Genomic DNA, 26593 nt, shown 5'->3' with positions numbered 1-26593 from the left:
TGCCTTGGTCGCGGCTGAAGCCCCTCCCACAAGGGCTGCACAGCTGCTTGTAGGAGGCGCTTCAGCGGCGTGCCTTTGCTCTGGGGCGAAGGCTCAAGACCTTGCCGCTACCCGTTCCAGCGGCCGGTAATGCGGCGGGAAGCGGGCCAGGATTTCCTCCAGCGGTACCGGTTTGCTGAACAGATAGCCCTGCACCTGATCGCAGTCGCGTTCCTGAAGGAACGCCAGCTGCTCGGCGGTTTCCACGCCTTCGGCGACGACCTTCAGATGCAGGGCGTGGGCCATGGCGATGATGGCGTGGACGATCTCGCGGTCCTGACTGGAGTGGGCCACGTCCTGAATGAAGGAGCGGTCGACCTTCAGCGTATCCAGAGGTAGGCGGCGCAGGTAGGCGAGCGAGGAATAACCGGTGCCGAAGTCGTCGATGGACAGGCTGACGCCCAGCGCGCGAATGTTTTCCAGCAGGCCGATGGCGCGATTGATGTTGCTCAGTAGCGCGCTCTCGGTCACCTCCAGCTCCAGGCAGTGAGCAGGGCAGCGCGTCGCGTTCAACAACTGCTCGATGCGGCCAGGCAACTGATCGTTGGCCAGGTTCAGCGCCGAGCAGTTGACCGCGATCTTCAACCCCGGATAACCCATTTGATCCAGGCTGTTGAGGTCGAGACAGGCGCGGCGCAGCACCCAGTTGTCGAGCTGATCGATGAAACCGTTGGCTTCGGCGATGGCGATGAAGCGCTCGGGTGTCAGCAGGCCGTGCTGCGGATGATGCCAGCGTACCAGGGCTTCGAGTTTGCTCAGCGCGCCGCTGCGCAGATCGATGATCGGTTGATAGAACAGGGTCAGGCCGCTGTCCTGCTGCAGGGCCTGGCGCAGGTCTTCTTCCAGTTGCAGCTCGAACGAGGCCTTCTGCTTCAGGTGCGGATTGAAGAAATGCACCACGTTGCGCCCGCTGCCCTTGGATTGATACAGCGCCAGATCGGCATGCTTGAGCAACTCGTCGGCGTTGCCGCCATCCTGGGGGAGCAGGCTGATGCCGACGCTGGTGGTCATCACGATCTTGCGTCCGGCAAAGCTGATCGGCTCCTTCATGTGCTCCAGCATGCGTGCGGCCAGCGCGCGTGGGTCGGCGTTGCTGTCGAGGCTGGCGACCACGCAGAATTCGTCGCCACCGAAGCGCGCGATGATGTCGCGCTCACGTAACGCGCTGCGGATGCGCTGTGCCACCACACGCAGCAACTCGTCGCCAGCGTCGTGACCAAGGCTGTCATTGATGCGTTTGAAGTGATCGACATCGAGGAACATCACCGCCAGGCTGCGGCCGGTCACCGCGTGTTCCTCCAGGGTGGCGGCGAACACCCGGTTGAAGCCGCGACGGTTGAGCAGCTCGGTCAGTGGATCGAAATGCGCCACCTGCTCCAGCGATGCCTTGGCCTGATCGAGCTGCACCAGCAGGGTATTGACCCGTTGCAGGTCGCGCTCCTTGTCGTCGAGCTTGCGGCCGATCCAGGCTGCGGCCAGGCTCAGGCTGAGAATCAGCAAGGTGATGGAGGCGACGATCAGCACCAGTTGCACGCTGTTGTCGGCGCTGCGCAACTGCAGCGGCGTGCCGTCCGCTACCACCAGGTTGAGCGCGGCCATGCCGGTGTAGTGCATCGAGGCGATCGCCGCGCCCATGACCAGCGCCGCCGAATACTTCATCCAGCGTTGGCGAAGCTGCGAGCCGTGGCGCACGTAGCGGTTGAGCAGCAGCGCGGCGAAGCTGGCACTGATGGCGATGACGATGGAGAGGGTGAACAGGCCGCCGTGGTAGTAGGCCTGAGCCTCCGAGCGGATCGCCGCCATCCCGCTGTAGTGCATGGCGCTGATACCCAGGCCGATGATGCTGGCGGCCAGCAACTGGCGGCTCAGGCCGGGACGCGGCATGGCCATGTAGTACACGGCGAGGAGTGAGGCGGCCAGGGCCACCAGCAGCGACAGCACGGTGGTGGCGAGGTCATAGCGAATGGCGACAGGCGCCTGGAAGGCCAGCATGCCGATGAAGTGCATGGACCAGATGGCGCCGGCCAGGCACAGCCCGCCGAGCAGCCCCCAGACCAGACGCATGCTGCGCCTCAGGACGTTATCGAGGTGCCTGGCGATGGTCAGCGTGCTGAGGCTGCCGACGCTGGCGATGACGTAGGACAGTGCCACCAGCCAGGGGTCGTGTTCGCAATTGAGCAGGAGCTGGCCCTGCTCGGGTAGGTCGGCGAGAAAGCGGATCGACAGTCCTTCCATAGCCATCTCCCGCTTTGCGGCAGTATGAGTGCCCTAGTCAGTGAAGCACAGGCACGCCCGTACCACCTATTTTCCGTAATCGTTGAGTGAGATCACCCGGGTCTTGCCGATGCGGTGGCGATAGATTTCGCGCAGGTACTTGATCGCCTGTTTGACGCTTTCGCGTGTCAGTCGGATGTCGTTGATCGAGACGAACTTCTCGGCGTCGTGGATCAGCTCGCGGTACTTCTTCTCGTACATCGGTTTGATCGCATACCAGTTGGTGTCGAGGATCTTCGCCGGGTCTTCGTGCTCGTTGAGCATGGCGTCGAGCTGCGCTTCGTTGAAGCGCTCGGAGACGATGAAGTCGAGCATGGCGTCGTCCAGGCTGTCGTCGAAACGGTACTGGTCGCGGGCGAAGCAGCGCTTGATGTAGGCGACGATCAGGGTCAGGAAGTCGTCCGACAGGCACGGGCTCTTGACGATCAGGGTGGTCAGCGAGAGGTTGGCCGAGGCGCCGATCACCAGCGCGTAGCGCTTGAGCGTGGTGTTGGGGAAGAGGTTGTTGAGGTGGGTCTTGAGGCGGTTCAGGTCCATGTAGGACAGCTTGTAGTCCTTGGGCAGCGAGACGATGGACACCACCGAGGAGCAGTTCTTGAAGAAATGCAGGTCGCTCAGTTGCGTGGCGTCGTAGCCGCTGGACTTGTATTGCTCCAGCGCCTGGCGATAGCGCTTGGACTCGATCGGCAGCAGGCTGATGCCTTCGATGGCCTGGGTGACCTTGTTGAAGTGCGGCAGGTCGATGGAGCGGAAGAACAGGTCGTCGATGTTCAGCCGCGGCGGGCTCTGTTCCTTGTCCAGTACGCGGAATTTCTCCGACAGCTGGGCATGCTGTTCGGGCACCACGGATTCGGCATAAGCCACGGCCACTGGGCCGGCCAGGCTCATGAACAGGTCGTTGGCGTCGAGGCGGATGGTCTCGCCGATGTCGATGCCGGCGCGGCGGAAGTAGTTCTGGTCGTAGTCGCTGGTCACCGCCTGGGCAGTGAGGATGTTGAAGATCTGCTGCGAGATGTACTGGTTGGCGTGGCGCTCCATGGCGGTCACGTCGATGTTGTGGATGCTGCCGTCACCGCTTTCCTCGGCGTAACGCATGATGTCGTTGGAAATGAGCATCATCGCGTTCCACGGGCGGATGCGGCGCATCACGCTTTCGGCACTGTTCTGCTCGTTGTCGAAGTTGTAGGAGAAGTCCCATTCCTCGGCCAGGTACTTGCACAGCAGGCGTCCGGCATTGATGTGCAGGGCTTCGGACATCTCGCTGCGCTGGTCGGAAATGTTCGGCAGGATGCAGATGCCGCTGGTGAAGATCGGTTCGAAGACGAAACCACGTTCGCGCTCGGCCTCGCCATCGTCCGGCGTTTTGCTATCGAAGGTCTTGCTCATGTAGGCGAACTGCTGCGCCAGGCCGAACTCCGAGGCCATGCCCGAGCCGGTGCCGCCGCCGGCGCTGAAGATATAGAAGTACAAGCGCGATTGGTTGGCCTTGATCCCGCAGGAGTCGATCAGGTAGCTGTGGATGAACTTCCAGTCTTCGTTGGAGAAGCGCTGGGTGTCCTTGTTGAGGATGATCTTGGCCAGATACTGACCAAGGATCGGCGCGTTGCCGGCACCGCCGGCATGCACCTCGGACAGGTCCATGATCTTCATCTTGCTGTAATCGTCGAGAAACCCACTCATCTCGCCCTTGCGCGAGAAGCGGATGCGCCCGGCGATGTCCTTGTCCAGGTCGCCGAGCATCACCAGCGGCTCGATCAGGAATACCGGTTTGCTGCTCTTGCGCGGCGCGCGCAGCAGGTTGCTGCGAATCCAGCGGCTGGGGCGTGAGGCCTGCTCGATGGTGGCAGTGGCTTCGCTGTGAAACTCTTCCAGATAGAACTGGCGCGCGTTGTAGACCAGGGAGGCGACGTCCAGGGCGATGTTCGAGCCGCAGCGGCCAAGGCCGATCAGGCACACCGAAGGAAATTGCTGGATACGGCTCGACTCGCCTTCGTCCAGCGGCTCGCCCAGCGGGAACACCATGTTGCGCAGGCCATCGAGGTTATCGAGGATGCGCTCGATATCGCGTTCGGTGAAATACAGATACTGCTCGCCGCTAACGCTGTGCCCCGGCAGCGCGGGCGGTGCCAGCAGGTTGTCGGCGATATCGGCCAGGGTGGCTTCCTTTGCGGGGGCTACGGCGTCTTTTTTAGTTTTCATCAGTGACAGTCCGGCGAGTCAGTGGGGTATTGGCCATTGGCCATAAAATGACCAACCCCATAGGTTCTAGCACGGAAAAAAGTACTTTGCCTTATTCCTCACAGATATGAGCTGCTTTGGCTGAGCAGCTTCGCGCTGCGCATAAGCAGGCGAATGGCAGTGGTACTGCCCTGCACAGGGCGTACTCGCCCCAGGCAGTGCGCTGCTGGGGGCGGTAGGAGAGAGGGCGCCCCATGGGAGAAGGGGCGCCGGGTGCACTTCGGAGGCAGGGCGCGCTGTCAGCCTCAGGGCACCAGCAGAATCTTGCCGTCACGCTCGCCGCTGGCGGCTGCCGCCACGGCGTCCTTGATGTGCTCCAGGTCATAAGTCGCCGCGACGCGGGTCTTCAGCTTGCCACTGGCGATCAGTTGCACCAGTTCGCCGAACACCTTCATCTGCTGCGCCGGGCTGGCCTGCTGGAACCACTTGGCCAGCCAGAAACCGCGCAGGGTCACGTCGCGAAACACGAAGGAGGCGGGAGAGACCTGGCAGGCCTGGCCGCTCATCATGCCGTAGTTCACCAGTACACCGCCGTTGGCCAGCACTGCGGCCAGGTTGTCGGTGCTGACGCCGCCGACCGCGTCGATCCCCAGGCGTACTTCGGCGCCGCCAGTGGCTGCGCGCACACGCTTGGCCAGGTCCGGTCCGTCCACCAGCACCAGATCACCGCCCTCGGCCTCGACGCCGGCAACGGCCGAATCACGGCGTACCACGTTGATGGTCTTGAAACCGCGCAGCTTGGCCAGCTGAATCAGGTAGCTGCCGACGCCGGAGTTGGCGGCGTTCTGGATCACCCAGTCGCCCGGTTTGAGGTCGACGAATTCGCTGAGCAGCAGCGAGGCCGTGGGTGGGTTGACGGTAAGCATGGCCAGTTGCAGCGGGTCGGCATCCGGCAGCGGGATGAGTTTTTCCGCTGGCGCATTCAGAGCCGTGACCCAGGTACCGCAGCCGACCGGCAGCAGCACGGTCTGGCCGACCTTGAAGTTGCTCACGCCTTCACCGAGCGCCTCGACCTTGCCGACGCCTTCGTTGCCGCCCACGGCCGGCAGTGGCGGCAGCATGCCGTAGGCGCCGGTCAGGGTCAGCACGTCGGACGGGTTGATCGGTGCTGCCAGTACCTTGACCCGCACTTGTCCGGCAGCGGGTTCCGGCAACTGCAGTGGCACCGCGCTGATCACGTCCTGCGGCACCGGGCCGCGTTGTTGGTATTCGGCTTTGAGCATGGTCTTGATCTCCTGAAGGCAGGCGCAGAATGCGTGCAGCCAGTCTAGCCGCGATAGGGCAAAGCGGAATGAATCGGCCGGCATCCACTCTGGTTATGAAGGCGGCCAGGCGGCTATGCTCTGGCGGGACCGATAGTGGGGTAGAAGATGCTCAGATGGTGGCTGGGGGCGATGCTGGCATGCCTGAGCCTGACGGTTGCGGCCGAGCTGCTGCATGTCGGCTTTGGCACGCACAAGCCGCCTTATGTCTACGAAGGTGAGCCGCGTGGCCTGGAATATGAATTGGTGGAGCGTGCTGCGCACAACGCCGGTTTTGAAGTGACCGCCTATTACGCGCCGATAGAGCGCTTGCACCTGATGCTGCGCCGCGGCGAGATCGACGCCATTACCACCACTCACGAGCGCAGTGGCGTGCAGGCCTTCTATTCGGACGTCTACATCCATTACCAGAACGTGGCGGTGGCGCTGGCCAAGCGCGGTTATCGCATCGAGCAGATCGCCGACCTCGGCCAGTACGCGGTCAGCGCCTTTCAGCGTGCTCGACTGCTGATGGGGCCAGAGTTCGAGCGCATGGCCATGAACAATCCGCGTTATCGCGAGGAGGCGCTGCAGATCAATCGCAATCGTCTGCTCTACAGCGGTCGCACCGATGTGGTGGTGGGCGACAGGCGCATCATTCGCTACCTGGACCGCGAGGTGGATGATCAGGTCGACGTCACCCAGCCACTGGCCTGGTTCGATATTTTCCCACCGACGCCATACCGTGTCGGCTTTCGCCGGGACGAACAGCGTCGGCGTTTCGACGAGGGTCTTCGTATGCTCAGAGAGAGCGGCGAATACCAGCGTATCGAGCAGCGCTACCTGACGGACTGAAACCTGAGGAAACTTTTGTGGGGCTGCCACGGCTCAGGGGCTGTTGCACTATGGCCGCTTGTCTGACGCATGGAGACGCCACGATGCCGCGCCTGAAACCCCTCGCAGCCCTCGGTCTGCTCGCCCTGTTCGGTTATCAGTACAGCTTTGCCGAAGACCGGCAACTGAGCTCCGAACTGGGGCCGTTGAACGTTCACACCGTCGCCGAAGGTCTGGCCAACCCCTGGGCCGTCGCCTTTCTGCCGGATGGCCAGGGTTATCTGGTCAGCGAGCGGCCAGGTGCCTTGCGCCGGGTAAGCGCCGAGGGCGAGGTGTCGCAGCCGCTGCGCGGCGTGCCCAATGTCTTCGCCGTCGGCCAGGGCGGTTTGCTCGACGTGGTGCTGTCGCCTGACTTTGCCGAGGACCGCCTGGTCTATCTGTCCTACGCCGAGGAGGGCGACGGCGCGGCAGGTACGGCTGTCGGGCGCGGCAAGCTGTCGGCTGACGCCACGGCGTTGGAAGGCTTCGAGGTGGTCTTCCGCCAACAACCCAAGCTGTCCAGTGGCACGCACTTTGGCTCGCGCCTGGTGTTCGACCGCGATGGCCATCTGTTCATCGCCCTGGGCGACAACAACAATCGCCCCACCGCGCAGGACCTCGACAAGCTGCAGGGCAAGCTGGTGCGCATCTTCCCGGACGGGCGCATCCCCGAGGACAACCCCTTCGTCAGCCGCGACGGCGCGCGTGAGGAAATCTGGTCCTACGGCCATCGCAACCAGCAGGGTGCAGCGCTCAATCCCTGGAGTGGCCGCTTGTGGACCCATGAGCATGGTCCGCGTGGCGGCGACGAAATCAACGTTCCCGAGGCAGGCAAGAACTACGGCTGGCCGCTGGCGACCCATGGCGTCAACTATTCGATGCTGGCGATTCCCGAGGCCAAGGGCAAAACCGTGGCTGGTACCGAGCCGCCGCATCACGTCTGGGAAAAATCACCGGCCATCAGCGGCATGGCCTTCTACGATGCCGAGCGTTTCCCGGCCTGGCAGCACAACCTGTTCATCGGCGCACTTTCCGGTCAGGCGCTGATTCGCCTGCAGCTCGATGGCGACAAGATCGTCCATGAGGAACGTCTGCTGCAATCGCTCAACGCACGGGTGCGCGACGTACGGCAGGGGCCGGACGGCTATATCTACGTGCTGACGGATGCGCCGAAAGGGCAGTTGCTGCGCCTGGGGCTGGCGAGCGAGTAAAGCTGGAGAGAGGCTGGGTGCGCGATGCGCACCCGAGGCGATCACTTCTTGCTGATGGTGATCTGGCGCGTGCCGCCGTAAGTCTGGCCGCTGACGCCCTTGGCGATCTGCTGGATCTCGCCACCGCCCTGCAGGAAGGCAGCAATCTGCGCCTCGATGGACTCGCGGGTTTCCACGGCTGGGGCGGGTTTGCTGACTTTGCTGGAGGAGGACTTCACGCGCAGGGTGGCCATGACCTTGATCTCTTTCAGAAGGGCGGCCGGCCATTATGCCTCAAGCAGCCCCTTTCTGCTTGGTTAATCGCCCAGTTGAATAGCATAAGGCTGCGCCTGGCCAGCTTTTCGCGGCAACTTATGGCTTGTTTCCCAGTCACTTACACCACCATTCGACCGGCCGTCGATTCGCTACGACGTCGGCCCGGTCGCGGATTAACTCGGGTAGAATGGCCGGCTGTTTTGGTGAGGTGAAACGCGATGGCCTTGATTGGGCGGATGAATTCTTTGCAGGTGGTCAAGCACACCGACTTCGGTCTGTACCTGGACGGTGGTGCGGATGGCGAAATCCTCCTGCCCAAGCGCTACATCCCCAAGGACACGCCGAGCGAAGTCGATGATTGGCTCAACGTGTTTCTCTACCTCGACAGCGAAGACAAGCTGATCGCCACCACGTTGAAACCGAAGATCCAGCTCGGTGAGTTCGCCAGCCTCAAGGTGGTGGATATCAACCGCGTCGGCCTGTTCTTCGACTGGGGCCTGCCCAAGGATCTGCTGCTGCCGCATTCCGAAGAGAAGCGTCCGCTGCAGATCGGCGACTACTGCGTGATCTACCTTTACCTGGACAAGCGCACCCGCCGCCTTACCGCCACCGCACGCCTGGACCGCCACCTGGACAAGGTGCCGGCCAACTACCAGGTCGGCCAGGAAGTCGACCTGCTGGTGGTCGAACGTACCGACCTCGGTTTCAAGGCCATCATCGACGGCAAGCACTGGGGCCTGATCCACAAGAACGAGCTGTTCAAGTTCATCCGCAGCGGCATGCGCGAGAAGGGCTACATCAAGGAACTGCGTGCCGACGGCAAGATCAGCCTGAGCCTGCAGCCCATCGGTCACGAAGCCGCCAGTGGCCTGGCCGAGCAGATCATCGAACGACTGCGTGCGCAGGGCGGTGTGCTGGCGCTGGGTGACAAGAGCCCGCCGGAACTGATCTCCGAGCATTTCCGGGTCAGCAAGGGCAACTTCAAGAAGGCCATCGGCGGCCTCTACAAGCAGGGCCTGATCCGCATCCACGACGATCGCATCGAACTGCTCGACAGCTGACGTCGCAGCGACTTGAGCACGAGCGTGGCAACTCGCATAATGCCGAGGTTTTCCCGCCGGTGTAGCTCAGTCGGTAGAGCAGCGCACTCGTAACGCGAAGGTCGTAGGTTCGATTCCTATCTCCGGCACCATTTCCAGCAAAGGGTCAGCTTCGGCTGACCCTTTGTCGTATCAGCGCTGAAAATTCCCTCGCGTTGCTGTCAAAGCCGGTGTGATGATGATTTTCGGCTCAGGCGCGTGACGTCTGGCCCTGACTCGAAGGGGAGTTGCTCATGTTCATTCGCTCGCTTGTCCTGATCCTGGCGACGGCGTTCGCCAGTGCTGCGTTCGCCGATCAGCCGCAGACCATTCGCGTCATTCCCAAGAGCTACGTCAGCCCAGGGGCCAGTGGCAGCGTCTCGGGCTCGTCCAGTTATCAGCAGCACAATCTCTACGGTGGCCAGCGTCTGCCGCAGGGTAGCGTGCGTCAGGAAAGCAGTTATGGCAGCTATTCCAGCGAAAGCCGTGGGGGCATTCGCCAGAGCACCGAATATCCGGGCGGGCTGATCATCGAGCGCCAGCCCGGCAGTGGTAGTTATCAACAACAGCGCAGCCGCTGACGCCTCAGTGGCTAGCGGCAGTCTTGTTTGGGCCGCTCGGGGCATCGGCGATCACTGCGCGATTGCGCCCCTCGCTCTTGGCGCGATACAGGCATTCATCGGCGCGCTGCAGCCAGCCTTCCCAGTGCTCGCCACTGTGCAGAATGGCGCCGCCGATCGAGACGGTCACCGCGCCGCCTGGGCTTTTGAGCTCCTGCGCCACCCAACTGAGCAGATTCTGCGCCGCGGCCTGCAGGCCCGTCAGCTCGGTGTTGGGCAGCAGCAGGAGAAACTCCTCGCCACCAAAGCGGAACAAGCGATCTTCCTTGCGTGAGCAGCGCTTGATCAGCTCGACGAAGGCCACCAGCACCTGGTCGCCGACGTGATGACCGAAGCGGTCGTTGATCTGTTTGAAGTGATCCAGATCCATCACCAGCAAGCCGTAGCTGTCGCTGTGGCGGCGATGGCTGGCCATGGCGATCTTCAGTTCTTCGTTCATCGCCCGGCGGTTGCGTGCGCCGGTCAGCGGGTCATGAATGGCCAGCGATTGCAGCTGATCGCGCTGGTTGCGGGTGCGGAAGGCGAAGATGAAGCTGAGCACGCTGGCCATCATGCAGGTGACCAGGAACGACACCATCTGGTAGTGGCTTTCGAACACGCTGCCAGGTACCAGCAGAGCGTGGCTGACCAGGCTGACCAGCACCAGCGCAGTGGCCAGCAGGGCCTTGCCGGGGGTGACCATGAAGAAGTTGAAGAGGATCAGCGGATAGATCCAGAACAGGCCGTTGACCCCCAGGTTGATGGCGATCAGCGTGGCGCCGACAGAGAACACGGCCGCCAGGTAGATACCGGGCTTGACCGTGTCGCGAGTGACCCAGGCATAGAGCACGGCGAACAGTGTGGAAAAGACGATGACGGTGTCGGCGATGCCGACCAGGTAGTTGCCGTTTAGCAGCCGGTAGACGGCATAAGGCGAGATGCCGATGACCCCGAACAGCCCCATCAGGGTGATGATCGATAGCTGGAAATCGTTGCGCAGGCGCTTCAGCATACGAGCGGTCTGGGTAGCCATAGCATTTCTTTTCGTTGTTATGGAACAAGCATGCAGAGCTTTGACCGCTAATGGCAAGGGGCATTCCTGAGCAAAGTGCCAGTATTTTCGCCCAGGCCGACAGGCTGCTCAGTGGATGCGCAGCGAGACAAGCGATTTGTTGCGCTGATAGCGGGTCAGCCGCTCGGCCAACTCGGTCGGCAGGCTTTGACAGTCCTCGAAACCCAGGCGCTGATAGAAGTTGCGCAGCTCGGGATGACAGAACAGCCAGACGGGCTCGGGATGCAGCGCCAGGCTGTGGCCGAGCAGCGCTGCCGCCACGCCTTGGCGTCGCAGCGCAGGGGCGACGAACAGGCCGGTCAGCCACTGCCCGCCTGCTAGCGGGCGTAGGCTGAGGGCGGCGACGATCTCGCTGGCGCTTTGCGCCACCCACAGTTCATCCCCCGCCTGGCTGCGCATCGGCGAGCGGTGGTCGCGGTAGAACTTGTCGACCAGCGGTCGCAACTGCAGGGGAAGATGGCGAAAGCGCGGTGTGATCATGGGGTCAGGCGGGAAGCATCTGGCGGCTTATTTAACCATCGCATTTTGGTTAACGGTTGCGCATTTACGGCTTCGCGGGCGGTGACAGCCCGTTCGCGTCGCCGCATCATGGGCAATCGCATTTTGCTCAAGGATTCGCCGCGTGTCTCAGCCTTCCCCTGTATCCGTGGTGTTCGCTGCGCAGAGCGTTGCCGGCCAGGTACGTACGCACAACGAGGATGCCCTGGCCTGCCGCCCCGATCTGGGGCTGTGGGCGCTGGCTGATGGCATGGGCGGGCACGCGTGTGGCGAGGTGGCCAGTGCCCTGGCGCTGGAGGAAGTGGTGGGCGCCGTGCAACAGGGCGAGGAGCTGCCTGCAGCGGTGCATGCCGCCCATCTGGCAATCGTAGCAGCGGCCCAGCCCGTTGCGGGCGAGGCGGGCATGGGCAGTACCCTGGTTGCCGTGCGCCTGGACGGGGATGAGTTCGAGCTGGCCTGGGTCGGCGACAGCCGCGCCTATCGCATCGGCAGCGAACATATCGAGCAGCTCAGTCACGACCACAGCTGGGTCCAGGCCATGGTCGACGTTGGCCGGATGAGCGCAGAAGAGGCGCGTGAGCACCCGCGCCGCAACGTGATTCTGCAGTGCCTGGGGCAGGTCGGGCAGGCGCCTGAAGTCGGTCTGCTGCGGGGCCGACTGGCGCCGGACGAACTGCTGCTGCTGTGCAGCGACGGGCTGACCAACGAGCTGGACGACGCTGCCATCCAGCGCTGTTGCGCCGAAGCGGACACGCTGGAGGCGATGGTCGAGCAACTGGTGGGGCTGGCAAATAGCCATGGCGGCAGAGACAATATCAGCTGCATCGTCCTGGGTCTTGGCCCGACGACCGAACCCCGCGAAGCGCCGACCCCCGGCCTGCTGCGCAAGCTGTTCAAATCCCTTCAACCCTGAGCGCCAGTCGAGCCGCATGAGTCAGCCTTCCATCAGCGTACCCGGTTACAGCATTCATCACCGCCTGGGCAAAGGCGGCATGGCCGAGGTCTATCTGGCTACCGAACAGGCGCTGCAACGCCAGGTGGCGCTCAAGGTGCTGCTGCACCGCGAGGACGCAGCCTTCACCCAGCGCTTCATCAAGGAAGGCCATACCGTCGCCTCCCTGCAGCATCCCTCGATCATCACCATCTACCGTATCGACCAACTGGACGACGGCCGCCATTTTCTCGCCATGGAGTACCTGGCGGGCGGTGATCTGGCCCAGTACAAAGGCCAGCGCCTGGAGCCGGCGCGTGCGCTGCGTATCGTCCGGCAGATCGCCAGCGCCCTGGCACTGGTACACGACAAGGGCCTGGTGCACCGCGACATCAAGCCCGGCAACATCCTCTTTCGCGACGATGGCACCGCGGTGCTCAGCGACTTTGGCGTGGCCAAGGAACTGCAGCTCGACAGCGAGCTGACCCAGTCCGGCATTGCCGTCGGCAGCCCGGCCTACAGCAGCCCCGAGCAGGCGCAGTGTCAGGCGCTGGACGCACGCAGCGACATCTACAGTCTGGGCGTGATCCTGCTGGAGATGCTCAGCGGGCATAACCCCTTTCGCGGCAGTAACTACACCCAGACCCTGATGAATCAATTGCAGTTAGAGGCGCCGCCGCTTCCGGAGTCGCTGGGCGAGCTGCAGTGGTTACTCGACCGCATGCTGGCCAAGGACCCGGAAGATCGCTTCGCCGACTGCCACGTGCTGCTGGCCAGCCTCGATGAGCTGCAGGACGCCGATCAGGACCAGACCCGTCTGAGCTCGGCTGTCAGCCTGCCGCCTCGTCCCTCCCGGCGGCGCTGGCTGCCCTGGGCCGTGCTTGGCCTGCTATTGCTAGCCGTGGGTAGCGCAGGTGGCTACTACTGGCAGCTGCAGCAGCGCATCGCCGGGTTGCTCGCCCTGGCTGAAACGCGCTTGAGCGAGGGGCACCTGCTGACCCCGGCGCAAGACAACGCCGACTACTATTTTCGCCAGACGCTGGCCCTGGACGAGGGCAACCAGAAGGCCAACGACGGTCTGCAGCGCGTGCTGCAGGCACGTATCCAGCAGTATCTCGACCTGGCCGAGCAACGCCTCGGTGAGGGTTTGCTGATCCTGCCCGAGGACGACAGCGCGGTGCATTACTTCCGCCAGGTGCTTGGCTGGGAACCGGACAACCTGCTGGCCCTGGCCGGCATCAACCGGGTGGCGCAGCGTTTCATCGAACAGAGCGAGGCGGCCTATGCGCGGCGCGAATACAACCTGGCGCTTGAGCACATCAAGCAGGGGCTGGAGGCCGAACCCGACAACGAACGCCTGCTGGCGCTCTACGACGGTCACCAGCAGCGCGTGCGCAGCAGCCAGGCGGCGAGTCGGCCGCGCAGCGCGCCGCCGGCCCAGCAGAACCCGATCAAGCGCTTGCTGAACAATCTATTCGACTGACCCGAGGCGACCACGATGCTCAGACTGCAGTTCCTGGATAACCGCCAAGCGCCGGTCTGGCTGACCGACGAACGTTTGACCATCGGTCAGGACAGCCGTAACCAACTGGTGCTTGGCGATGCCGGAATCGCCAGCTTCCACGCCGAGATCCGCCAGGATCACGGCTACTACTACCTGAGCGATGCCGGTCAGGGCGCCACCTGGGTCAACGACCAGCGCGTCGGTACACGCTTTCAGCTGCGTGACGGTGATCGCCTGCGCCTGGGCGCCGTCGAGCTGCAGCTGGTCGACCCGGCGAAGAGCGCGACCCGGCCCGAGGCTGCCGCGCCACGCTGGTTTCTGCAGGTGATCCAGGGCGAGCACCAGGGGCGCAAGTTTCATATCTACGGCTCGATGACCTTCGGTCGTTCGAGCAAGTGCGAGTTGTGCTTCAGCGATCTGGAGCTGTCGCGCCGGCATTGCGAGTTCTTTCTCAAGGACGACGTGCTGGAGGTCAAGGATCTTGCCTCGGCCAACGGCGTACTGGTCAACCAGCAGAAGGTCAGGACCGCGGTACTGCAACCGGGCGATCAGTTGAAGATGGGCACGGTGACGCTGCTGGTGATCGGGCCGAAGGTGAACGTGAGTGATGCGCCCGACGAGGATGCCACCCAGTTCATGCGCGTGGCGGACCTGCCGCCTGCGCTGGCTGCCAAGGCGGCTGGCGGCGCCACGCAGATCGCCCCGGCGCCGCAGGCGGCGCGTGCCAGCGCCAAGGCAGCGCCGGCGGCGGCCAATCCGCTGCGTGCGGCTCAGGCCAAGCCTGCCCCCCTTGCCGCGCCACCTGCGGCCAGTGCGGGCAAGCTGTGGCTGGGTGGGATCGTACTGCTGCTGATCGGCGTTGGCCTCGGTGCTGTCGCGGTGCGGCTATTGGGCTGAGGCGGGGCGCGTCGCCCGATAGAACCGGCATGGCGGGTTGCACCCGCCCTACGGGGTAGCGGTCGTGTCGTAGGGCGGGGGTACCCCGCCGTTGTGGTCCCGGTGGGTTGGTGCGCACCGAATGCCTCGAAACACGCTGAATCTCAGGCCGGCATCAGGCGTCGCCGCTCCGCACGGATCTCCGGCAAATCGCTGCGGCGCAGATAGACGCGCAGCGGCTCGCTAAGATTCACTCGGTCATCGATGCGCTGTTCCTGTAGCCAGGCCAGACGCTGGCGATCCAGGCGCATCAGCTCGCCGTCGTCGGCGTGCCAGACGTATTCACAAGTGGGCGTGATGGTGTCGGCCGGTACATCGAGGCCGAAGCTGTCTTCGGAAAAACGCAGCAGGTACTGCTCGGTCTTGGCGTTGTAGCCGACGAAACCCTGCAACTGGTCGGCGGCCTGGCAGATCTGGGCGGACGTGATACTCATGGCAAACCTCGTTTCCTGTGGGGTTTGCAGGCAAGGCGAATGGTTCTGTTTATCGGCGAAGCCTAATCGCTGGCGTTGTCACCCGCGTTGTCGTGGATCAAGAAACGGCCGGGAGCGGTTTTTGATGTCGCTGGCCACGGTCCTACAGGGACGGCAGGCATTGCAGAGCCGGCAGCACCTGTTCACGCAGCAGCGGTGCCAGGTCATCGGGCAGGGGCAGGGTGGTGTCGAGCCAGCGCAGCTCTTCCAGCTCGGCGGCCGGCTGCACCGCGTGGTGCAGGGCGGCGCGATAGAGGTCTGCCTGCACCCAGGTATCGGCCTCGTTGGCCGCGGGCGCCTGGAACTGGCCGAGCGGTTGCAGGGCGTCTGCGCCCAGTTGTAATTCGAGCTCTTCGAGCAGCTCACGCTCGAGCGCCGACAGCGCGTCTTCGCCCGCTTCACGTTTGCCGCCGGGCAGCATGAAGAATCGGGTATTGCGCTTGCGCACGAGCAGCAGGCGGCCTCGTGCGTCGAACAGGCAGGCAGCAGCGATATGCAGGGTGGTTGGCATGGGGCAAGCACTGTACTGATTGCGTCTCTGGCGAACCCGGACAACGCACGTTGCAAAGCTTCGCCCCGGGGCGGGGCTCCTACAGGGGCTGAAGCCTTGCCTGATATGGGCGCCGGTTCAGGGCGCCCCGTGAGCGTCAGCCAGCGAGGCCGACATAGACATTCTGCACGTCATCATGGCCGTCGATGGCCTCGAGGAAGGCTTCGACCTCTTCCATCTGCTCCGGCGTCAGGCTGCTTACCGGGTTTTTCGGACGGTAGCCGAGCTTGGCCGAGTTGACGGTGAAACCCTGCTCCGGCAGCGCCTTGCACACGGCGTCGAGGTCGGTCGGATCGGTGATGAACAGGGTCGAGCCCTCGTCATCGGGCACGAAGTCCTGGGCGCCGGCTTCGATGGCGGCCAGTTCCGGGTCAGCGCCCTCTTCGGTGGTGGCTTCGATCAGTCCAACGTGGTCGAAGTCCCAGCTGACCGAGCCGGAGGCACCGAGCTGGCCCTTGCGGAACAGCACACGGATCTCGGCGACGGTGCGGTTGACGTTGTCGGTCAGGCACTCGACGATCACCGGCACCTGATGCGGAGCGAAGCCCTCGTACTGGGTACGTTCGTAGTTGACCACTTCACCGGACAGCCCCGCGCCTTTCTTGATGGCGCGATCCAGGGTGTCCTTGGGCATCGAGGCTTTCTTGGCCTGGTGCACGGCCAGGCGCAGCTTGGGGTTCATGTCCGGGTCGGCGCCGTTACGCGCGGCGAGCATGATTTCCTTCACCAGCTTGCCGAAGATCTTGCCTCGGGCATTGGCGGCGGCTTCTTTGGGTTTGGCTTTCCACTGGGCGCCCATCTGGGGTCTCCTGGCCGATAGGTGAGAGGGTGTCGCGGCGCGCAGGGGCGGCCGGACGATCACTTAGGCTGCGGATTCTAGTGCCTTGCGGCGCCGGCGGCACGCGCAATTTCCTGGAGGGTGTTGGCGGCGGGGGAGGGCCGACGCAGCAAGGCTGCGCCGGCAGGTTGGAGCTCAGGCGTCCGGTGAGTGGCTGCCGAGCAGGGTCTGGCCGTGCTTTTTCTCGCGCTTGGCCATGCGTTTCTCGTGCGCCGTTTTCAGCGGCTTCTTCTTGCCTTCTTTGTGTGAATCCATGCTTTTGCTCATGGTCGTGTCTCCGGGAAGTAGGTCATTGACTGGGGGGATGCGTTCGGGTCACTGCCACCTCCTCGGCTCATGTAGCCGACTGCAATGCGGTATCGCCTTTCAAGCATAGCTGGCGGGCAACACCCTGTTGCGAATCGTTGCTCGTCACTGTGTCTGGTTTTTCTATGCTTGCTCTTCGTCGTCATTTGCCCGAGGAACTCAGCATGCCCCGTTTACTTCACCGTTTCGCCGCCGCGCTTGGCCTGCTTGTGCTGCTGGGCGGCGCCCCGGCACTGGTGCAGGCGGAAGCCTTGCGTATCGGCATCATCGGCACCGGCAATATCGGCAGCCCACTGGCGCGGCTGTGGGTCGAAGCCGGGCACGAGGTGATGATTTCCTCGCGCAATCCCGAACGCCTGCAGCCGCTGGCCGAGGAGCTGGGCGAGCGTGCCCGCGTCGGCACCCCGCGTGAGGCTGCGGCCTTTGGCGAGGTGATCATGTTGGCGGTGCCCTATGCTGCGACGCCGCAGGTCGGCCGCGACTACGCCACTGAGCTGGCCGGCAAGGTGGTGCTGGACGCCGGCAACCCACGACCGGGGCGCGATGGTCCGATGGCCGAGGCAGCGGTCGAGATGGGCGCCGGGTTGGCCTCGCAGCAGTTTCTGCCGGGCGTGCGCCTGGTGCGCGCGTTCAACGCCATCTCCGCGCACAACCTGCGCAGCCAGGCCCATCGCAGCGGCGAGAAACTGGCCATCCCGCTGGCCGCGGATGACGAGGCGGCGCTGCAGGTGGCAGCGCGTCTGGTGACCGATGCCGGCTTCGATCCGGTGATCGTCGGGCCGCTGGCCAGCGCCAAGTCCTTCGACTTCAACAGCGGCGTGTCGGCGCGCATGCCCACCGCGCGTGAGTTACGCGAACTGCTGGGGTTGCAGCCCTAGCAGGCGTCAGAGGTAACGCCAGATCAACTGCACACCCGCCATGAGAATGCCCAGCCGCGCGATACGGTAGAACCACAGGTGGTTGACTCGTGACTGCAGCCACAGGCCGCTCCATACACCCAGCGGGACGATGGGTGCGAGCATCAGGCTCAGCAGCAGATTGTCCTGGGTGAACTGGCCCAGCGCCGCGTAGGGGAACAGCTTGGCGGCGTTGGTCAGCAGGAAGAACAGATTGATGGTGGCGACGAAGCGCACCTTGTCCAGCTGCTGCGGCAGCAGGTGCATCATCACCGGCGGGCCGCCAGCGTGGGCGACGAAGCTGGTGAAGCCGGCCAGACTCGACAGCAGTGTGCCGCGCCCTTTGTGCAGTGGGCGTGGCGCCTGGTTGCCAAGCACCAGACCGAGCCCGACGAAGGTGATGGCGATGGCGCCGATCAGCAGGCCGATGGCGCGTTCGTCGAACAAACCGAAGGTCATCGAGCCGATGGCGATGCCGATCACCGCGCCCGGCAGCATGACCTTGAGGTTGGCCATATCCCACTTGCCCCAGTAGGCCTTCAGGCCCACCACATCGGCCAGACAGAGAATCGGCAGCATGACCGCGACCGCCTGTTTCGGCGAAGTGGCCAGGGCCAGCAACGGCACGGCGATGCCGCCCAGGGCGCCGCCAAAGCCACCCTTGGACAGCCCGGTGAGAAACACCGCGGGCAAGGCGAACAGAAGGAAATCGTGCAGAGTCATGGGTTTGGCGTAACGCTACAAAAGCGCGCAGGTTAGCAGCCGTCAGTGTCTGTGTGGCTTTTTTCCTCGGCCTCTGTGTCTGTCTGCTGCGGGGTGAGGCTGCTCTAATGCCGGCTCACTCAACCCGAGGTTCGTGCTCATGACACCCAAGGATCTGCTGCTGGCGCTGCTGGTGATCGTCGTCTGGGGGCTGAACTTCGTGGTGATCAAGGTCGGCCTGCACGGCATGCCGCCGATGCTGATGGGCGCTCTGCGCTTCATGCTCGCAGCCTTTCCGGCGATCCTCTTCGTGCGTCGCCCGCAGGTGCCGCTGCGCTGGATGCTGGCCTATGGCATGACCATTTCAGTGGGGCAGTTCGCCTTTCTCTTCTATGCCATGTACGTCGGCATGCCGGCTGGCCTGGCGTCGCTGGTGCTGCAGTCGCAGGCGTTCTTCACCCTGTTCTTCGCCGCGCTGTTTCTCGGTGAGCGGCTGCGTGGCAGCAATCTGTTCGGCTTGCTGGTGGCAGCCAGCGGCCTGGTGTTGATCGGTCTGCAGGGCGGGCAGGCGATGACCCTGGCGGGCTTCGCCCTGACCATCGCCGCGGCCTCGATGTGGGCGCTGGGCAACGTGGTCACGCGCAAGCTGGGCAAGGTCAATCTGGTCGGCCTGGTGGTCTGGGGCAGCCTGATACCGCCGCTGCCATTTCTGGCCCTGTCGCTGTGGCTGGAAGGGCCGGAGCTGATCAGCCAGTCGCTGCGCACGCTTGGCGTGGACTCGCTGCTGGTGCTGGCCTACCTGGCATTCGGCGCCACCATTCTTGGTTACGGGCTCTGGAGCCGCCTGCTGTCGCGTTATCCGGCCAGCCAGGTGGCACCGTTCTCGCTGCTGGTGCCGGTGGTGGGCATCAGCTCCTCGGCGCTGCTGCTGGGCGAACGTCTCGGCAGCTTGCAGATGGTCGGCGCGGCGCTGGTCATGGCCGGGCTGTTGATCAACGTCTGGGGCGGGCGCTTGCTCGATAGCTGGCGGCAACGGGCTCCAGGGCCTGTTTGACACGCTTGTTGCGGGTACGACACGACAGATTCTGTCGCATGCCAGTGAGTTAAGCGGAGAAGATGAGTGTGTAGGAGCCAGCTTGCTGGCGATCCGGTGTATGGAGCCCACTTACACAAAGCATCGCCGGCAAGCCGGCTCCTACCGACTTATAGCGCTGAGGGCGGTGTTTACGGAATCAACATTAGGCTTGCGGAGGCTGCTCCGGCAGGCGCTCGAGGATCTGATCCAGGCGTTGCTGGATGCGTTGGTCGATCTTCTCGTGCAGGCGCATGATTTCCAGTTCGGCGCGCAGGTTCACCTCGAAGTCCAGGCGTGCAGCCAGACGATCCTTCGTCGCCTGGCGGTTCTGGCTCATCATGATGATCGGTGCCTGGATGGCCGCCACGGTCGACAGCATCAGGTTGAGGAAGATGTAAGGGTAGGGGTCGAAGGCCATGCCGAAGTGCGTTAGCACGTCGGTGTTGAGCAGCATCCAGCCGAGCATGGTCAGCGAAAAACAGATGATGAAGGTCCAGGAACCACCGACCGATGCGACCCGATCAGAAAGCCTCTCGCCGAAAGACGATTGTTTATCCGAGGCGTCGGCGGCATCGCGGCTGATGGGGCGGCGCTGGCGAATCTGTTCGAGCACATGGCTTTCTTCCGGCTCGAGCTCGTGGATTGCCTTGCCAAGCAGGTTCTGGGCGAGGTGTTGCAGCGGGTGCTGGGTGCTGTTGCTCATTATGGCCATTCATCCGAGGCAGAGACGTCGAAGCGATGCTGAACCGCTTCACGAGCCTTGTCACCTCTGCTGTTCAGCATGCACTCCAGCACTTTCCAGACGATTTCGACCATTGTTCTTGGCTCGATAAAGCGCTTGATCGGCCGCCTCGATAAGCGCCAGTGCCTGCCTCGTGCTGTCCCGCTGATCCGCCGTCAGGTTGGCCACGCCGGCACTCACCGTGACCCTCGCGAAGGGACTTGCCTGGTGCTCCAGGTCGCGCTGTTCCAGGCCCTGCATGAAGCTTTGGGCGACGGCTTCAGCCCCTTCAAGTGTGGTGTTCGGCAGGATCACTGCCAGTTCCTCACCGCCATAACGGGCGGCCAGATCGCCGGGCCGGCGTACGCACTGCTTGAGCACCTCTGCCACGGCACGTAGACAGTCATCACCGGCTACATGACCGTAGTGGTCGTTGTAACGCTTGAACATATCGATATCGAACAGCAGCAGTGACAGGGAGGAGCCACGACGCTGCGCGCGGCGAATTTCCATTTCCAGGGTCTGGTCGAAGCTGCGGCGGTTGGCCAGGTCGGTCAGGCCATCCTGTGAGGCGAGGACCTCCAGCCGGGCGTTGGCATCAAGGAGTTCCTCGCGGGCGTTGAGCAGCTGCGCCTCGGCGCGCGAGCGACGGCGGATATCGACGATCAGGTATTGGCCAATGATGCTCACGGCAGCCAGCAACAGCATGATCAGCGCGGTGAACAGCTCGGCGTTGCGGCGCCAGGCTGCCAAGGCGTCCTCGCGGCCGAGTGCGACGACGGTGATCAGCGGCAGGCGATCGTTGCGGCGGAAGGCATAGACACGCTCGACACCATCGATACGTGAGGTCTGTACGGTGGTGCCTTCACGGTGTTCGCGCAGCTGTTGCAGGATGGGTGAGTCGGACCAGTCCAGGCCGACATCCTGCTCACGGAATGGCTGGCGAAACAGCAGTTTGGCGTCGCCGGTAGAGAGGCTCATCGAGCCGTGTTTGCCGAGGTCCAGGCTGCCGAAAAAACTCAGAAAGTGCTCGACGCCCAGCGTCACGGCCACCACGCCGGCGAAACGACCTTCACCATCGTTCAGGCGACGGCTGACGGTGAAGACCCAGTCACCTGTAATACGGCTCTTGATGGTGGGGCCGATGAAGGTGCCGGTGGAGGGATCGTTGCGGTGATGGATGAAGAATGCGCGATCGGCAGCGTTGAGATTGTGTCCTGGCGGCAGGGTCGATGCCAGCAAGCGGTTGCCCTGTTCGTCGTAGATGACGATGGCATTGGCCAACCCAAGCACTTCACTCTGCTGCTGTAGCAATGCCTGCAGGCGTTCTTGTTCGTGGACGGCCGGGCCGTTGTGTTGCATGCGCTCGGCCAGGTCGATCAGCACCAGTTCCGACTGGCGAATGACCCCTTCCGTGTAGTTGTCCAGCGCCTGGGCCAGGTTGAGGTTGGCCACGTTCAGCTCTTGCAGCGCGCGTTCACGCGAGAACCAGACTTGCCAGGCGGTCAGCAACGCCAGCGACAGGCAGATGAATACCAGGAGGATGGACGCGAGCCGAATACCACGTTTCATGGTGAAACCCAGAGCCCTACTACAGGGTGCTGAAAAGGCTTGGGAAAACAGAAGGGCCGCACTGGCGGCCCTTGTGTAGTGAACGATCAGTCCTGACGGCTGGTGACTTCCAGCAGGTGATAACCGAACTGGGTCTTCACCGGGCCCTGCACCACGCCGACCGGCGCGCTGAAGACCACGGTGTCGAATTCCTTGACCATCTGACCGGGGCCGAACGAGCCCAGGTCGCCGCCGCTGCGGCCGGACGGGCAGGAGGAATTGTCTTTGGCCAGTTGGGCGAAGTCGGCCCCACCTTCGATGGCGGCTTTCAGTTCGTTGCACTTGTCTTCGCTGGCAACCAGGATGTGGCGGGCAGTGGCGCGGGCCATGGGAGTACCTCCTATCAATGAAGGTGCAGAGCCTAGCGCAATCGCCTCGACAAGCAAACGGTCGGCCGTTCGTCCATTCGTCAGGAGTCGCCTCGGCGTTTGGCGTGTCCCATCTTCTGTAAGTGGGCATGTGCCCTGAACTCGGGTTTCACTGAGGAGGCTTGCAGATGAACACCCTGAGCATCGACGGTTGGCGCAAGGCCGACAATGACAGCAAATCCATTCCCATCGGGACCCTGCAGTTCTATGTCAGCGAGGCCGAGCACCTGCGTCTGGAGCAGGCCGAGGAGCAACTGCAACGCAGCGGGCTCAGAGACACGATGATCGACGCCGACATGCAGACACTGGAGCTGGTCATGCCCGACGGCTTCGGCCCGCTGAGCGAATGCAAATGGCGCGTGTACCTCGGCGGCGAGGAGGGGCGTGGCCAGTTTCATCTGGTCGGTTACAGCGCCGAGGATGGCTGCCTGATCTACAGCAATGCGGTGATGGTCGATCTGCTGGGGTGACCGGCACAGGCAAAACCTTGCCCCGTGGTGGCAAGTCGCTGCCGCGAATGAGTGTGCAGCCCGCGTGGTGACTGGCCTGCAGCGGCTGGCCCGGAATCTGCTTTGCATGAGGCGAACGGATTTCGCGGAGGTCTCATGACCAGTATCAACAACAGCACGCCTGCCATGCTCAGCTACTACGGCAGTCAGCTCAACAATCGCTCGAGTGCAGCCAGTGGCGAAGCAGGCGACCAGGCCACTCAGGACCCGCTGGCCGACCTGAGACGTTTCGCCAAGCAGGTGGTGGCGCGCAGTGAGGGCGGGCTGCTGCGTGCAATGCATGGCGGCGCGGCGCAGCCCAGTAACACGGTGCAGGGCAGTGGCGACAGTCAGCCTGCGACGCCTTCGGTGATCCAATTGCCGGATGTGATGCAGCTCGATCGCGACGATGCCGCCACGCTGCTGGCGCAGGTACAGAAGATGGTGGACGCCGGCATGGATGGCAGTGTGCGCATCTCCGGCCACAACGGCGACAAGCAGACCGACTCGCTGGAGACCTACCGTCAGTGGTTGCAGGAAAAGGGCGGGGTCAGCATCTACGTCTGATCCGCACCCGTTCAGCCCAGAGCGGGCTCTACGTCCTCTCGGGTAATCACCCGGTTGCGCCCGGCGCGCTTGGCCGCGTAGGTGCGCCTGTCCGCCGCCAGCATCAGCTCGTCCAGTGATTGCCCGTCCACCCCGAAGCAGGCCACCCCGGCGCTCAGCGTCATGTGTAGCGTGGTCTCATCCACCGCCAGCGGCTGTGCAGCCAGGCGTTCGCGCAGGCTCTCGGCGATTTCTCGCGCTTGCGTCGCCTTGCTGCCTGGCAGCAGCACGGCAAATTCCTCACCGCCCAGGCGGCAGAACAGATCAGTGACCCGTAAACGCTGCGCCAGCACCGTGGCGAAGTGAACCAGGGCGCGGTCGCCGACCTCGTGGCCGAAGCGGTCGTTGATCTGCTTGAAGTGATCGATATCGACGAATACCAACGAAAGCGGCGTGCCATTGCGCTGCGCGTGGGCACGCTCGCGCTCGAATACCTCGGCCAGCTTCAGCCGGTTTGGCAAGCCGGTCAGGGAATCGGTGGTGGCCTGGTCGGTCAGACGCTGTTCGTTGAGAAGGCGGCTGCGTTCGTAGATGTGCGCAAAGATCATCACCGCCAGACTGGCCAGACCTAGATTGGCGATGATCTCGACGTTTTGCAGCAATTGATCGGAAGAAAACCGCCGGCTGAAGACGAACAGGCCGATGCCGACGAACAGCACCGAGCCGTACATACCCAGACGCAACCCCAGCAGCAGGTAGCAGATGATCGGAATCGACTGGATCCAGGCGAACACCGCGAAGCTGGTGTGGGTCTGAGCCAGCGCCAAAATCATGATGCTGAAGAACGGCAGCAGGTAAACCGCGGTCAATAGCTGCAGGTTGCGCGTTCGGTCGACAATGGTCAGCAGATACAGCGACACAGCGGCGTAGCCGATCTCCAGACCGGCCAGCAACCAGTTGTCGTGCAGCAGATTGACCACGGAGAAGAACAAACCACCGCTCAAGGTGATCCATAGCAAGGCTTTGAGGACCAGGCGACGATGTTGTTCGTTCTTGGCGAAGTAACCGGGCATCAGTGTTCTCGAGCGGGAGAGGCAAGTGTGTAAATTGTTCGATGACGGCAGAGGGCGTCATGCAGGAACCCTGCCGTTCGGCCGCGATCCCAGTGTACGCGGGCGTTCGATGGGACCAGGAAACCGGCCATGATCCTGCGCCGGAAATTGCGTCAGAATCACGACGTTAGTTGGGAGAGGGCGGTATGACAACAACAATGGACAAATGGGGATGGCAAGGCTGCCTGCTGGTGCTGCTGATGGGCATTTGCGGCGCGGCCCAGGCCGCTGAGGACCTTGCGCTGATCGAGACGATCAACAGCTATCGCAGCGAGGTACAGCGCTGTGGCGTGCAGGCCTCCGAGCCACTGCCCCCATTGACCAACGACCCACGCCTGATCCTGCCTGCCAATGGCACCGCGGATCTGCAGGATTCGCTGAGCGCGGCTGGTTACCCGTTGGTCAACGTACAGGCCATCACGCTCTCCGGCCCGCGCAATGCGCAGGCGGCCATGCAGGCATTGAGCGAGAGTTTCTGCCGCGTGCTGCTCGATCCGCAATTCATCGACATTGGCGTCAGCCAGCAGGATCGCGACTGGCGCATCGTGCTGGCACGGCCGCTGCTCAGCGGGCGCCTGCAAACCTGGCAGACCGAGGGGGAAAGTCTGCTCCTGCTGATCAACTCTGCCCGCGCCGAGGCACGCCAATGCGGTGACCAGCGCTTCGCTGCCACCGCGCCGCTGGTATGGAATGCCGAACTGGGTAGCGCCGCCGAGAGCCACAGCCGGGCCATGGCCAACGGCAACTTCTTCGCCCATCAGGGGCGTGACGGCCTGACGCCGGGTGACCGCGCGGAACTGGCGGGGTACAGCGGTACCAAGGTCGGTGAGAACATCGCCGCTGCGCTCGATACCACCGCCAAGGTGGTCGAGGGCTGGCTGGCCAGCTCCGGGCACTGCGCCAACATCATGAACCCGGAGTTCAGCGAGCTAGGCGCTGCCTATGCCAACGACCCGCAGAGCGACGCCGGCATCTACTGGACGGCGTTGTTCGGCGGGCAATGAGTGAGCGCCTGCTTCAGTTGACGCCGAACACCTGGGCCAGGTGCTGCTCGTAGCGCGCCACGTCGTGCTCGATGTTCGGCACCTTCATCACGTCGTTGCAGATGAAGGTGGGCAGACCAGTCATGCCGAGGAATTCGTTGGCCTTGTGGAAGGGGAAGTACACCGCGTCCACGCCTTTGCCTTCGAAGAAATCGGTCGGGTCTTCGAAGGCCTGTATCGGGGCGTTCCAGGTCAGCGACAGCATGTACTGCTTGCCCTGGATCAGCCCGCCGCTGCCGTACTTCTGCGACGCATCGGAGCGGGTACGGCCGTCGTTGGCATAAAGGCTGCCGTGGCCGGCGGTGAATACCTCGTCGAGGTACTTCTTCACCGTCCAGGGTGCGCCCATCCACCAGCCGGGCATCTGGTAGATCACCACATCGGCCCAGAGGAATTTCTGTACTTCTTCTTCCACGTCGTAGCCGCCGTCGATGAAGGTGGTCTTGACGTCGAAGCCGGCGCGGTCGAGGAAGGCCAACGCCGCGTCGTGCAGGGTGCTGTTGTACTGGCCGTGTGAGTGGGCGAACGCTTTGCCGCCGTTGAGCAGGAGGATCTTTTTCATGGGGGTTCTCCAAAAATGTGGCCGCAGGTTATCGGGCCCTGCGCGTGCGAAACACCCCGCAGCGGTCAAATAATTGTTGACTGAAAATCATGAAAGGATCGTCGAATGCTGCGTTAAGGTGAGGCATCTTCCCGCATCGAGGCGCTTGCACCCATGTACGGCTTCATCCTTCACGCCCACACCAGACCCGAGCAGGCCGAGGCCTTCGAGCAACTGTTCCGTGCTTACGTCGAACCCAGCCGCGCCGAGCCCGGCTGCATCGAATATCACATGCTGCGTGACGCCCAGGACCCGACCCTGTTTATCTTCTACGAGGTCTGGGCATCGCCGGAGGCATTCGCCGAGCACACGGCGCTGCCGCACATGCGCGAGTTCCATGACCAGCGCATGGACTACCTGCGTCGTGATTTCGAGATTCGCGAGATCGAGATGCTCAGCCCGGCGAGCGCCGCGCGGGCCTAGTTCGCGATCCGTAGGAGCCAGCTTGCTGGCGATTGTTGTTGTAGCCCGGATGCAATCCGGGACATACAGGCGCATGCCCCCGGATTGCAT

The 26593-nt window shown here is 63.3% G+C and carries 28 protein-coding genes and 1 tRNA gene; 14 read left to right on the top strand and 15 right to left on the bottom strand.

The genetic code is table 11. The features are described from left to right. Positions 1 to 93: 93 nt before the first annotated feature. The 3 genes from BLT86_RS11595 to BLT86_RS11585 all read right to left on the bottom strand — a co-directional run bounded on the left by BLT86_RS11595 (position 94) and on the right by BLT86_RS11585 (position 5774). Positions 94 to 2274, bottom strand: coding sequence for a putative bifunctional diguanylate cyclase/phosphodiesterase (locus BLT86_RS11595; RefSeq protein ID WP_092376805.1), 2181 nt, complete (start codon positions 2272 to 2274; stop codon positions 94 to 96). Positions 2275 to 2340: 66 nt separating this feature from the next. Next, positions 2341 to 4512, bottom strand: coding sequence for a hypothetical protein (locus BLT86_RS11590; protein ID WP_021490164.1), 2172 nt, complete (start codon positions 4510 to 4512; stop codon positions 2341 to 2343). A gap of 284 nt (positions 4513 to 4796) precedes the next feature. Continuing rightward, positions 4797 to 5774 (bottom strand): zinc-dependent alcohol dehydrogenase family protein, encoded by a 978-nt coding sequence (locus BLT86_RS11585; RefSeq protein WP_017674933.1) that lies wholly within the window; start codon positions 5772 to 5774, stop codon positions 4797 to 4799. Positions 5775 to 5945: 171 nt separating this feature from the next. On the opposite strand from BLT86_RS11585, the gene BLT86_RS11580 reads away from it, so the two are divergent. Together BLT86_RS11580 and BLT86_RS11575 are read left to right on the top strand one after the other, a co-directional pair. Beyond that, positions 5946 to 6647 carry a substrate-binding periplasmic protein gene (locus BLT86_RS11580; RefSeq protein ID WP_055986674.1) on the top strand — a complete coding sequence of 234 codons (702 nt, stop codon included), beginning with the start codon at positions 5946 to 5948 and terminating at the stop codon, positions 6645 to 6647. Positions 6648 to 6730: 83 nt separating this feature from the next. Then, on the top strand, positions 6731 to 7876 hold the full coding sequence (locus tag BLT86_RS11575; RefSeq protein WP_055986666.1) for a PQQ-dependent sugar dehydrogenase: 1146 nt from the start codon (positions 6731 to 6733) through the stop codon (positions 7874 to 7876). Positions 7877 to 7917: 41 nt separating this feature from the next. Here BLT86_RS11575 and BLT86_RS11570 read toward each other — a convergent pair whose 3' ends face one another. Beyond that, positions 7918 to 8109, bottom strand: a complete 192-nt coding sequence (locus BLT86_RS11570) for a hypothetical protein (protein WP_003462311.1) — start codon at positions 8107 to 8109, stop codon at positions 7918 to 7920. Between the two features lie 240 nt (positions 8110 to 8349). Here BLT86_RS11570 and BLT86_RS11565 point away from each other — a divergent pair, with 240 nt between their 5' ends. From BLT86_RS11565 to BLT86_RS11555, 3 genes are all read left to right on the top strand, one after another. Continuing rightward, positions 8350 to 9192 carry a CvfB family protein gene (locus tag BLT86_RS11565; RefSeq protein WP_003462310.1) on the top strand — a complete coding sequence of 281 codons (843 nt, stop codon included), beginning with the start codon at positions 8350 to 8352 and terminating at the stop codon, positions 9190 to 9192. 55 nt (positions 9193 to 9247) lie between these two features. Beyond that, positions 9248 to 9323, top strand: a tRNA-Thr gene (locus tag BLT86_RS11560). 141 nt (positions 9324 to 9464) lie between these two features. Then, positions 9465 to 9791 (top strand): hypothetical protein, encoded by a 327-nt coding sequence (locus tag BLT86_RS11555; protein ID WP_064495240.1) that lies wholly within the window; start codon positions 9465 to 9467, stop codon positions 9789 to 9791. A gap of 4 nt (positions 9792 to 9795) precedes the next feature. On the opposite strand, the gene BLT86_RS11550 is transcribed toward BLT86_RS11555, so the two are convergent. Both BLT86_RS11550 and BLT86_RS11545 read right to left on the bottom strand, forming a co-directional pair. Further along, positions 9796 to 10842, bottom strand: coding sequence for a GGDEF domain-containing protein (locus tag BLT86_RS11550; RefSeq protein ID WP_092376800.1), 1047 nt, complete (start codon positions 10840 to 10842; stop codon positions 9796 to 9798). A 108-nt stretch (positions 10843 to 10950) separates the two neighbouring features. Further along, the gene (locus BLT86_RS11545; protein WP_017674927.1) at positions 10951 to 11361 is read right to left on the bottom strand and encodes a GNAT family N-acetyltransferase; all 411 of its coding nucleotides are present in this window, start codon (positions 11359 to 11361) and stop codon (positions 10951 to 10953) included. 142 nt (positions 11362 to 11503) lie between these two features. On the opposite strand from BLT86_RS11545, the gene BLT86_RS11540 reads away from it, so the two are divergent. From BLT86_RS11540 to BLT86_RS11530, 3 genes are read left to right on the top strand one after another with little or no spacing between them, the layout of a single operon-like run. After that, positions 11504 to 12292, top strand: coding sequence for a PP2C family protein-serine/threonine phosphatase (locus tag BLT86_RS11540; protein WP_026088379.1), 789 nt, complete (start codon positions 11504 to 11506; stop codon positions 12290 to 12292). A gap of 16 nt (positions 12293 to 12308) precedes the next feature. Further along, positions 12309 to 13793 carry a serine/threonine-protein kinase gene (locus BLT86_RS11535; protein WP_026088378.1) on the top strand — a complete coding sequence of 495 codons (1485 nt, stop codon included), beginning with the start codon at positions 12309 to 12311 and terminating at the stop codon, positions 13791 to 13793. Positions 13794 to 13808: 15 nt separating this feature from the next. Further along, complete coding sequence (locus BLT86_RS11530) at positions 13809 to 14711, top strand: FHA domain-containing protein (protein WP_017674925.1); 903 nt, start codon at positions 13809 to 13811, stop codon at positions 14709 to 14711. A 143-nt stretch (positions 14712 to 14854) separates the two neighbouring features. On the opposite strand, the gene BLT86_RS11525 is transcribed toward BLT86_RS11530, so the two are convergent. The 3 genes from BLT86_RS11525 to BLT86_RS11515 all read right to left on the bottom strand — a co-directional run bounded on the left by BLT86_RS11525 (position 14855) and on the right by BLT86_RS11515 (position 16572). Beyond that, positions 14855 to 15184, bottom strand: a complete 330-nt coding sequence (locus tag BLT86_RS11525) for a DUF2025 family protein (protein ID WP_017674924.1) — start codon at positions 15182 to 15184, stop codon at positions 14855 to 14857. Positions 15185 to 15326: 142 nt separating this feature from the next. Beyond that, positions 15327 to 15734: an NUDIX hydrolase gene (locus BLT86_RS11520; protein WP_017674923.1), complete on the bottom strand. Its 408-nt coding sequence runs from the start codon at positions 15732 to 15734 to the stop codon at positions 15327 to 15329. A 136-nt stretch (positions 15735 to 15870) separates the two neighbouring features. Further along, positions 15871 to 16572, bottom strand: a complete 702-nt coding sequence (locus BLT86_RS11515; RefSeq protein ID WP_017674922.1) for a YebC/PmpR family DNA-binding transcriptional regulator — start codon at positions 16570 to 16572, stop codon at positions 15871 to 15873. Positions 16573 to 17081: 509 nt separating this feature from the next. Between BLT86_RS11515 and BLT86_RS11510 the strand changes: the two genes are divergently transcribed. After that, positions 17082 to 17795: an NADPH-dependent F420 reductase gene (locus BLT86_RS11510; protein ID WP_017674920.1), complete on the top strand. Its 714-nt coding sequence runs from the start codon at positions 17082 to 17084 to the stop codon at positions 17793 to 17795. A gap of 6 nt (positions 17796 to 17801) precedes the next feature. Here BLT86_RS11510 and BLT86_RS11505 read toward each other — a convergent pair whose 3' ends face one another. Then, complete coding sequence (locus BLT86_RS11505) at positions 17802 to 18536, bottom strand: sulfite exporter TauE/SafE family protein (RefSeq protein WP_017674919.1); 735 nt, start codon at positions 18534 to 18536, stop codon at positions 17802 to 17804. 139 nt (positions 18537 to 18675) lie between these two features. Here BLT86_RS11505 and BLT86_RS11500 point away from each other — a divergent pair, with 139 nt between their 5' ends. Then, positions 18676 to 19569 (top strand): O-acetylserine/cysteine exporter, encoded by an 894-nt coding sequence (locus BLT86_RS11500; protein WP_017674918.1) that lies wholly within the window; start codon positions 18676 to 18678, stop codon positions 19567 to 19569. A gap of 184 nt (positions 19570 to 19753) precedes the next feature. On the opposite strand, the gene BLT86_RS11495 is transcribed toward BLT86_RS11500, so the two are convergent. The 3 genes from BLT86_RS11495 to BLT86_RS11485 all read right to left on the bottom strand — a co-directional run bounded on the left by BLT86_RS11495 (position 19754) and on the right by BLT86_RS11485 (position 22251). Beyond that, a complete protein-coding gene (locus BLT86_RS11495; protein ID WP_017674917.1) occupies positions 19754 to 20293 on the bottom strand; it encodes a DUF1003 domain-containing protein in 540 nt (179 codons plus the stop codon). Positions 20294 to 20353: 60 nt separating this feature from the next. After that, positions 20354 to 21883, bottom strand: a complete 1530-nt coding sequence (locus BLT86_RS11490; RefSeq protein WP_017674916.1) for a sensor domain-containing diguanylate cyclase — start codon at positions 21881 to 21883, stop codon at positions 20354 to 20356. 86 nt (positions 21884 to 21969) lie between these two features. Then, positions 21970 to 22251 carry a peptidylprolyl isomerase gene (locus tag BLT86_RS11485; protein ID WP_003462270.1) on the bottom strand — a complete coding sequence of 94 codons (282 nt, stop codon included), beginning with the start codon at positions 22249 to 22251 and terminating at the stop codon, positions 21970 to 21972. A gap of 167 nt (positions 22252 to 22418) precedes the next feature. Between BLT86_RS11485 and BLT86_RS11480 the strand changes: the two genes are divergently transcribed. Next, a complete protein-coding gene (locus tag BLT86_RS11480; protein ID WP_017674915.1) occupies positions 22419 to 22760 on the top strand; it encodes a hypothetical protein in 342 nt (113 codons plus the stop codon). Between the two features lie 135 nt (positions 22761 to 22895). Then, a complete protein-coding gene (locus BLT86_RS11475) occupies positions 22896 to 23345 on the top strand; it encodes a hypothetical protein (protein WP_017674914.1) in 450 nt (149 codons plus the stop codon). Positions 23346 to 23356: 11 nt separating this feature from the next. Here BLT86_RS11475 and BLT86_RS11470 read toward each other — a convergent pair whose 3' ends face one another. Next, positions 23357 to 24397, bottom strand: coding sequence for a GGDEF domain-containing protein (locus BLT86_RS11470; protein ID WP_017674913.1), 1041 nt, complete (start codon positions 24395 to 24397; stop codon positions 23357 to 23359). A gap of 239 nt (positions 24398 to 24636) precedes the next feature. Between BLT86_RS11470 and BLT86_RS11465 the strand changes: the two genes are divergently transcribed. Then, complete coding sequence (locus BLT86_RS11465; protein ID WP_075751174.1) at positions 24637 to 25440, top strand: CAP domain-containing protein; 804 nt, start codon at positions 24637 to 24639, stop codon at positions 25438 to 25440. A gap of 13 nt (positions 25441 to 25453) precedes the next feature. Here BLT86_RS11465 and BLT86_RS11460 read toward each other — a convergent pair whose 3' ends face one another. Beyond that, complete coding sequence (locus tag BLT86_RS11460) at positions 25454 to 26041, bottom strand: NAD(P)H-dependent oxidoreductase (protein WP_017674911.1); 588 nt, start codon at positions 26039 to 26041, stop codon at positions 25454 to 25456. A gap of 153 nt (positions 26042 to 26194) precedes the next feature. Between BLT86_RS11460 and BLT86_RS11455 the strand changes: the two genes are divergently transcribed. Next, complete coding sequence (locus BLT86_RS11455) at positions 26195 to 26503, top strand: putative quinol monooxygenase (RefSeq protein ID WP_017674910.1); 309 nt, start codon at positions 26195 to 26197, stop codon at positions 26501 to 26503. Positions 26504 to 26593 lie beyond the last annotated feature (90 nt).

Source organism: Pseudomonas sihuiensis (assembly GCF_900106015.1).
In the GTDB taxonomy this organism is placed as follows: domain Bacteria; phylum Pseudomonadota; class Gammaproteobacteria; order Pseudomonadales; family Pseudomonadaceae; genus Aquipseudomonas; species Aquipseudomonas sihuiensis.
This window is presented reverse-complemented; position numbering and strand designations above follow the sequence as displayed.

Bases quoted from the DNA above. Each gene is read 5' to 3' on its own strand.
- BLT86_RS11590 (WP_021490164.1), bottom strand. From the start codon at position 4,512: ATGAAAACTAAAAAAGACGCCGTAGCCCCCGCAAAGGAAGCCACCCTG.
- BLT86_RS11455 (WP_017674910.1), top strand. From the start codon at position 26,195: ATGTACGGCTTCATCCTTCACGCCCACACCAGACCCGAGCAGGCCGAG.
- BLT86_RS11510 (WP_017674920.1), top strand. From the start codon at position 17,082: ATGCCCCGTTTACTTCACCGTTTCGCCGCCGCGCTTGGCCTGCTTGTG.
- BLT86_RS11550 (WP_092376800.1), bottom strand. From the start codon at position 10,842: ATGGCTACCCAGACCGCTCGTATGCTGAAGCGCCTGCGCAACGATTTC.
- BLT86_RS11480 (WP_017674915.1), top strand. From the start codon at position 22,419: ATGAACACCCTGAGCATCGACGGTTGGCGCAAGGCCGACAATGACAGC.
- BLT86_RS11585 (WP_017674933.1), bottom strand. From the start codon at position 5,774: ATGCTCAAAGCCGAATACCAACAACGCGGCCCGGTGCCGCAGGACGTG.
- BLT86_RS11530 (WP_017674925.1), top strand. From the start codon at position 13,809: ATGCTCAGACTGCAGTTCCTGGATAACCGCCAAGCGCCGGTCTGGCTG.
- BLT86_RS11500 (WP_017674918.1), top strand. From the start codon at position 18,676: ATGACACCCAAGGATCTGCTGCTGGCGCTGCTGGTGATCGTCGTCTGG.
- BLT86_RS11495 (WP_017674917.1), bottom strand. From the start codon at position 20,293: ATGAGCAACAGCACCCAGCACCCGCTGCAACACCTCGCCCAGAACCTG.
- BLT86_RS11555 (WP_064495240.1), top strand. From the start codon at position 9,465: ATGTTCATTCGCTCGCTTGTCCTGATCCTGGCGACGGCGTTCGCCAGT.
- BLT86_RS11565 (WP_003462310.1), top strand. From the start codon at position 8,350: ATGGCCTTGATTGGGCGGATGAATTCTTTGCAGGTGGTCAAGCACACC.
- BLT86_RS11570 (WP_003462311.1), bottom strand. From the start codon at position 8,109: ATGGCCACCCTGCGCGTGAAGTCCTCCTCCAGCAAAGTCAGCAAACCC.
- BLT86_RS11460 (WP_017674911.1), bottom strand. From the start codon at position 26,041: ATGAAAAAGATCCTCCTGCTCAACGGCGGCAAAGCGTTCGCCCACTCA.
- BLT86_RS11545 (WP_017674927.1), bottom strand. From the start codon at position 11,361: ATGATCACACCGCGCTTTCGCCATCTTCCCCTGCAGTTGCGACCGCTG.
- BLT86_RS11535 (WP_026088378.1), top strand. From the start codon at position 12,309: ATGAGTCAGCCTTCCATCAGCGTACCCGGTTACAGCATTCATCACCGC.
- BLT86_RS11475 (WP_017674914.1), top strand. From the start codon at position 22,896: ATGACCAGTATCAACAACAGCACGCCTGCCATGCTCAGCTACTACGGC.
- BLT86_RS11575 (WP_055986666.1), top strand. From the start codon at position 6,731: ATGCCGCGCCTGAAACCCCTCGCAGCCCTCGGTCTGCTCGCCCTGTTC.
- BLT86_RS11520 (WP_017674923.1), bottom strand. From the start codon at position 15,734: ATGCCAACCACCCTGCATATCGCTGCTGCCTGCCTGTTCGACGCACGA.
- BLT86_RS11470 (WP_017674913.1), bottom strand. From the start codon at position 24,397: ATGCCCGGTTACTTCGCCAAGAACGAACAACATCGTCGCCTGGTCCTC.
- BLT86_RS11515 (WP_017674922.1), bottom strand. From the start codon at position 16,572: ATGGGCGCCCAGTGGAAAGCCAAACCCAAAGAAGCCGCCGCCAATGCC.
- BLT86_RS11485 (WP_003462270.1), bottom strand. From the start codon at position 22,251: ATGGCCCGCGCCACTGCCCGCCACATCCTGGTTGCCAGCGAAGACAAG.
- BLT86_RS11465 (WP_075751174.1), top strand. From the start codon at position 24,637: ATGGGCATTTGCGGCGCGGCCCAGGCCGCTGAGGACCTTGCGCTGATC.
- BLT86_RS11525 (WP_017674924.1), bottom strand. From the start codon at position 15,184: ATGAGTATCACGTCCGCCCAGATCTGCCAGGCCGCCGACCAGTTGCAG.
- BLT86_RS11490 (WP_017674916.1), bottom strand. From the start codon at position 21,883: ATGAAACGTGGTATTCGGCTCGCGTCCATCCTCCTGGTATTCATCTGC.
- BLT86_RS11595 (WP_092376805.1), bottom strand. From the start codon at position 2,274: ATGGAAGGACTGTCGATCCGCTTTCTCGCCGACCTACCCGAGCAGGGC.
- BLT86_RS11580 (WP_055986674.1), top strand. From the start codon at position 5,946: ATGCTGGCATGCCTGAGCCTGACGGTTGCGGCCGAGCTGCTGCATGTC.
- BLT86_RS11505 (WP_017674919.1), bottom strand. From the start codon at position 18,536: ATGACTCTGCACGATTTCCTTCTGTTCGCCTTGCCCGCGGTGTTTCTC.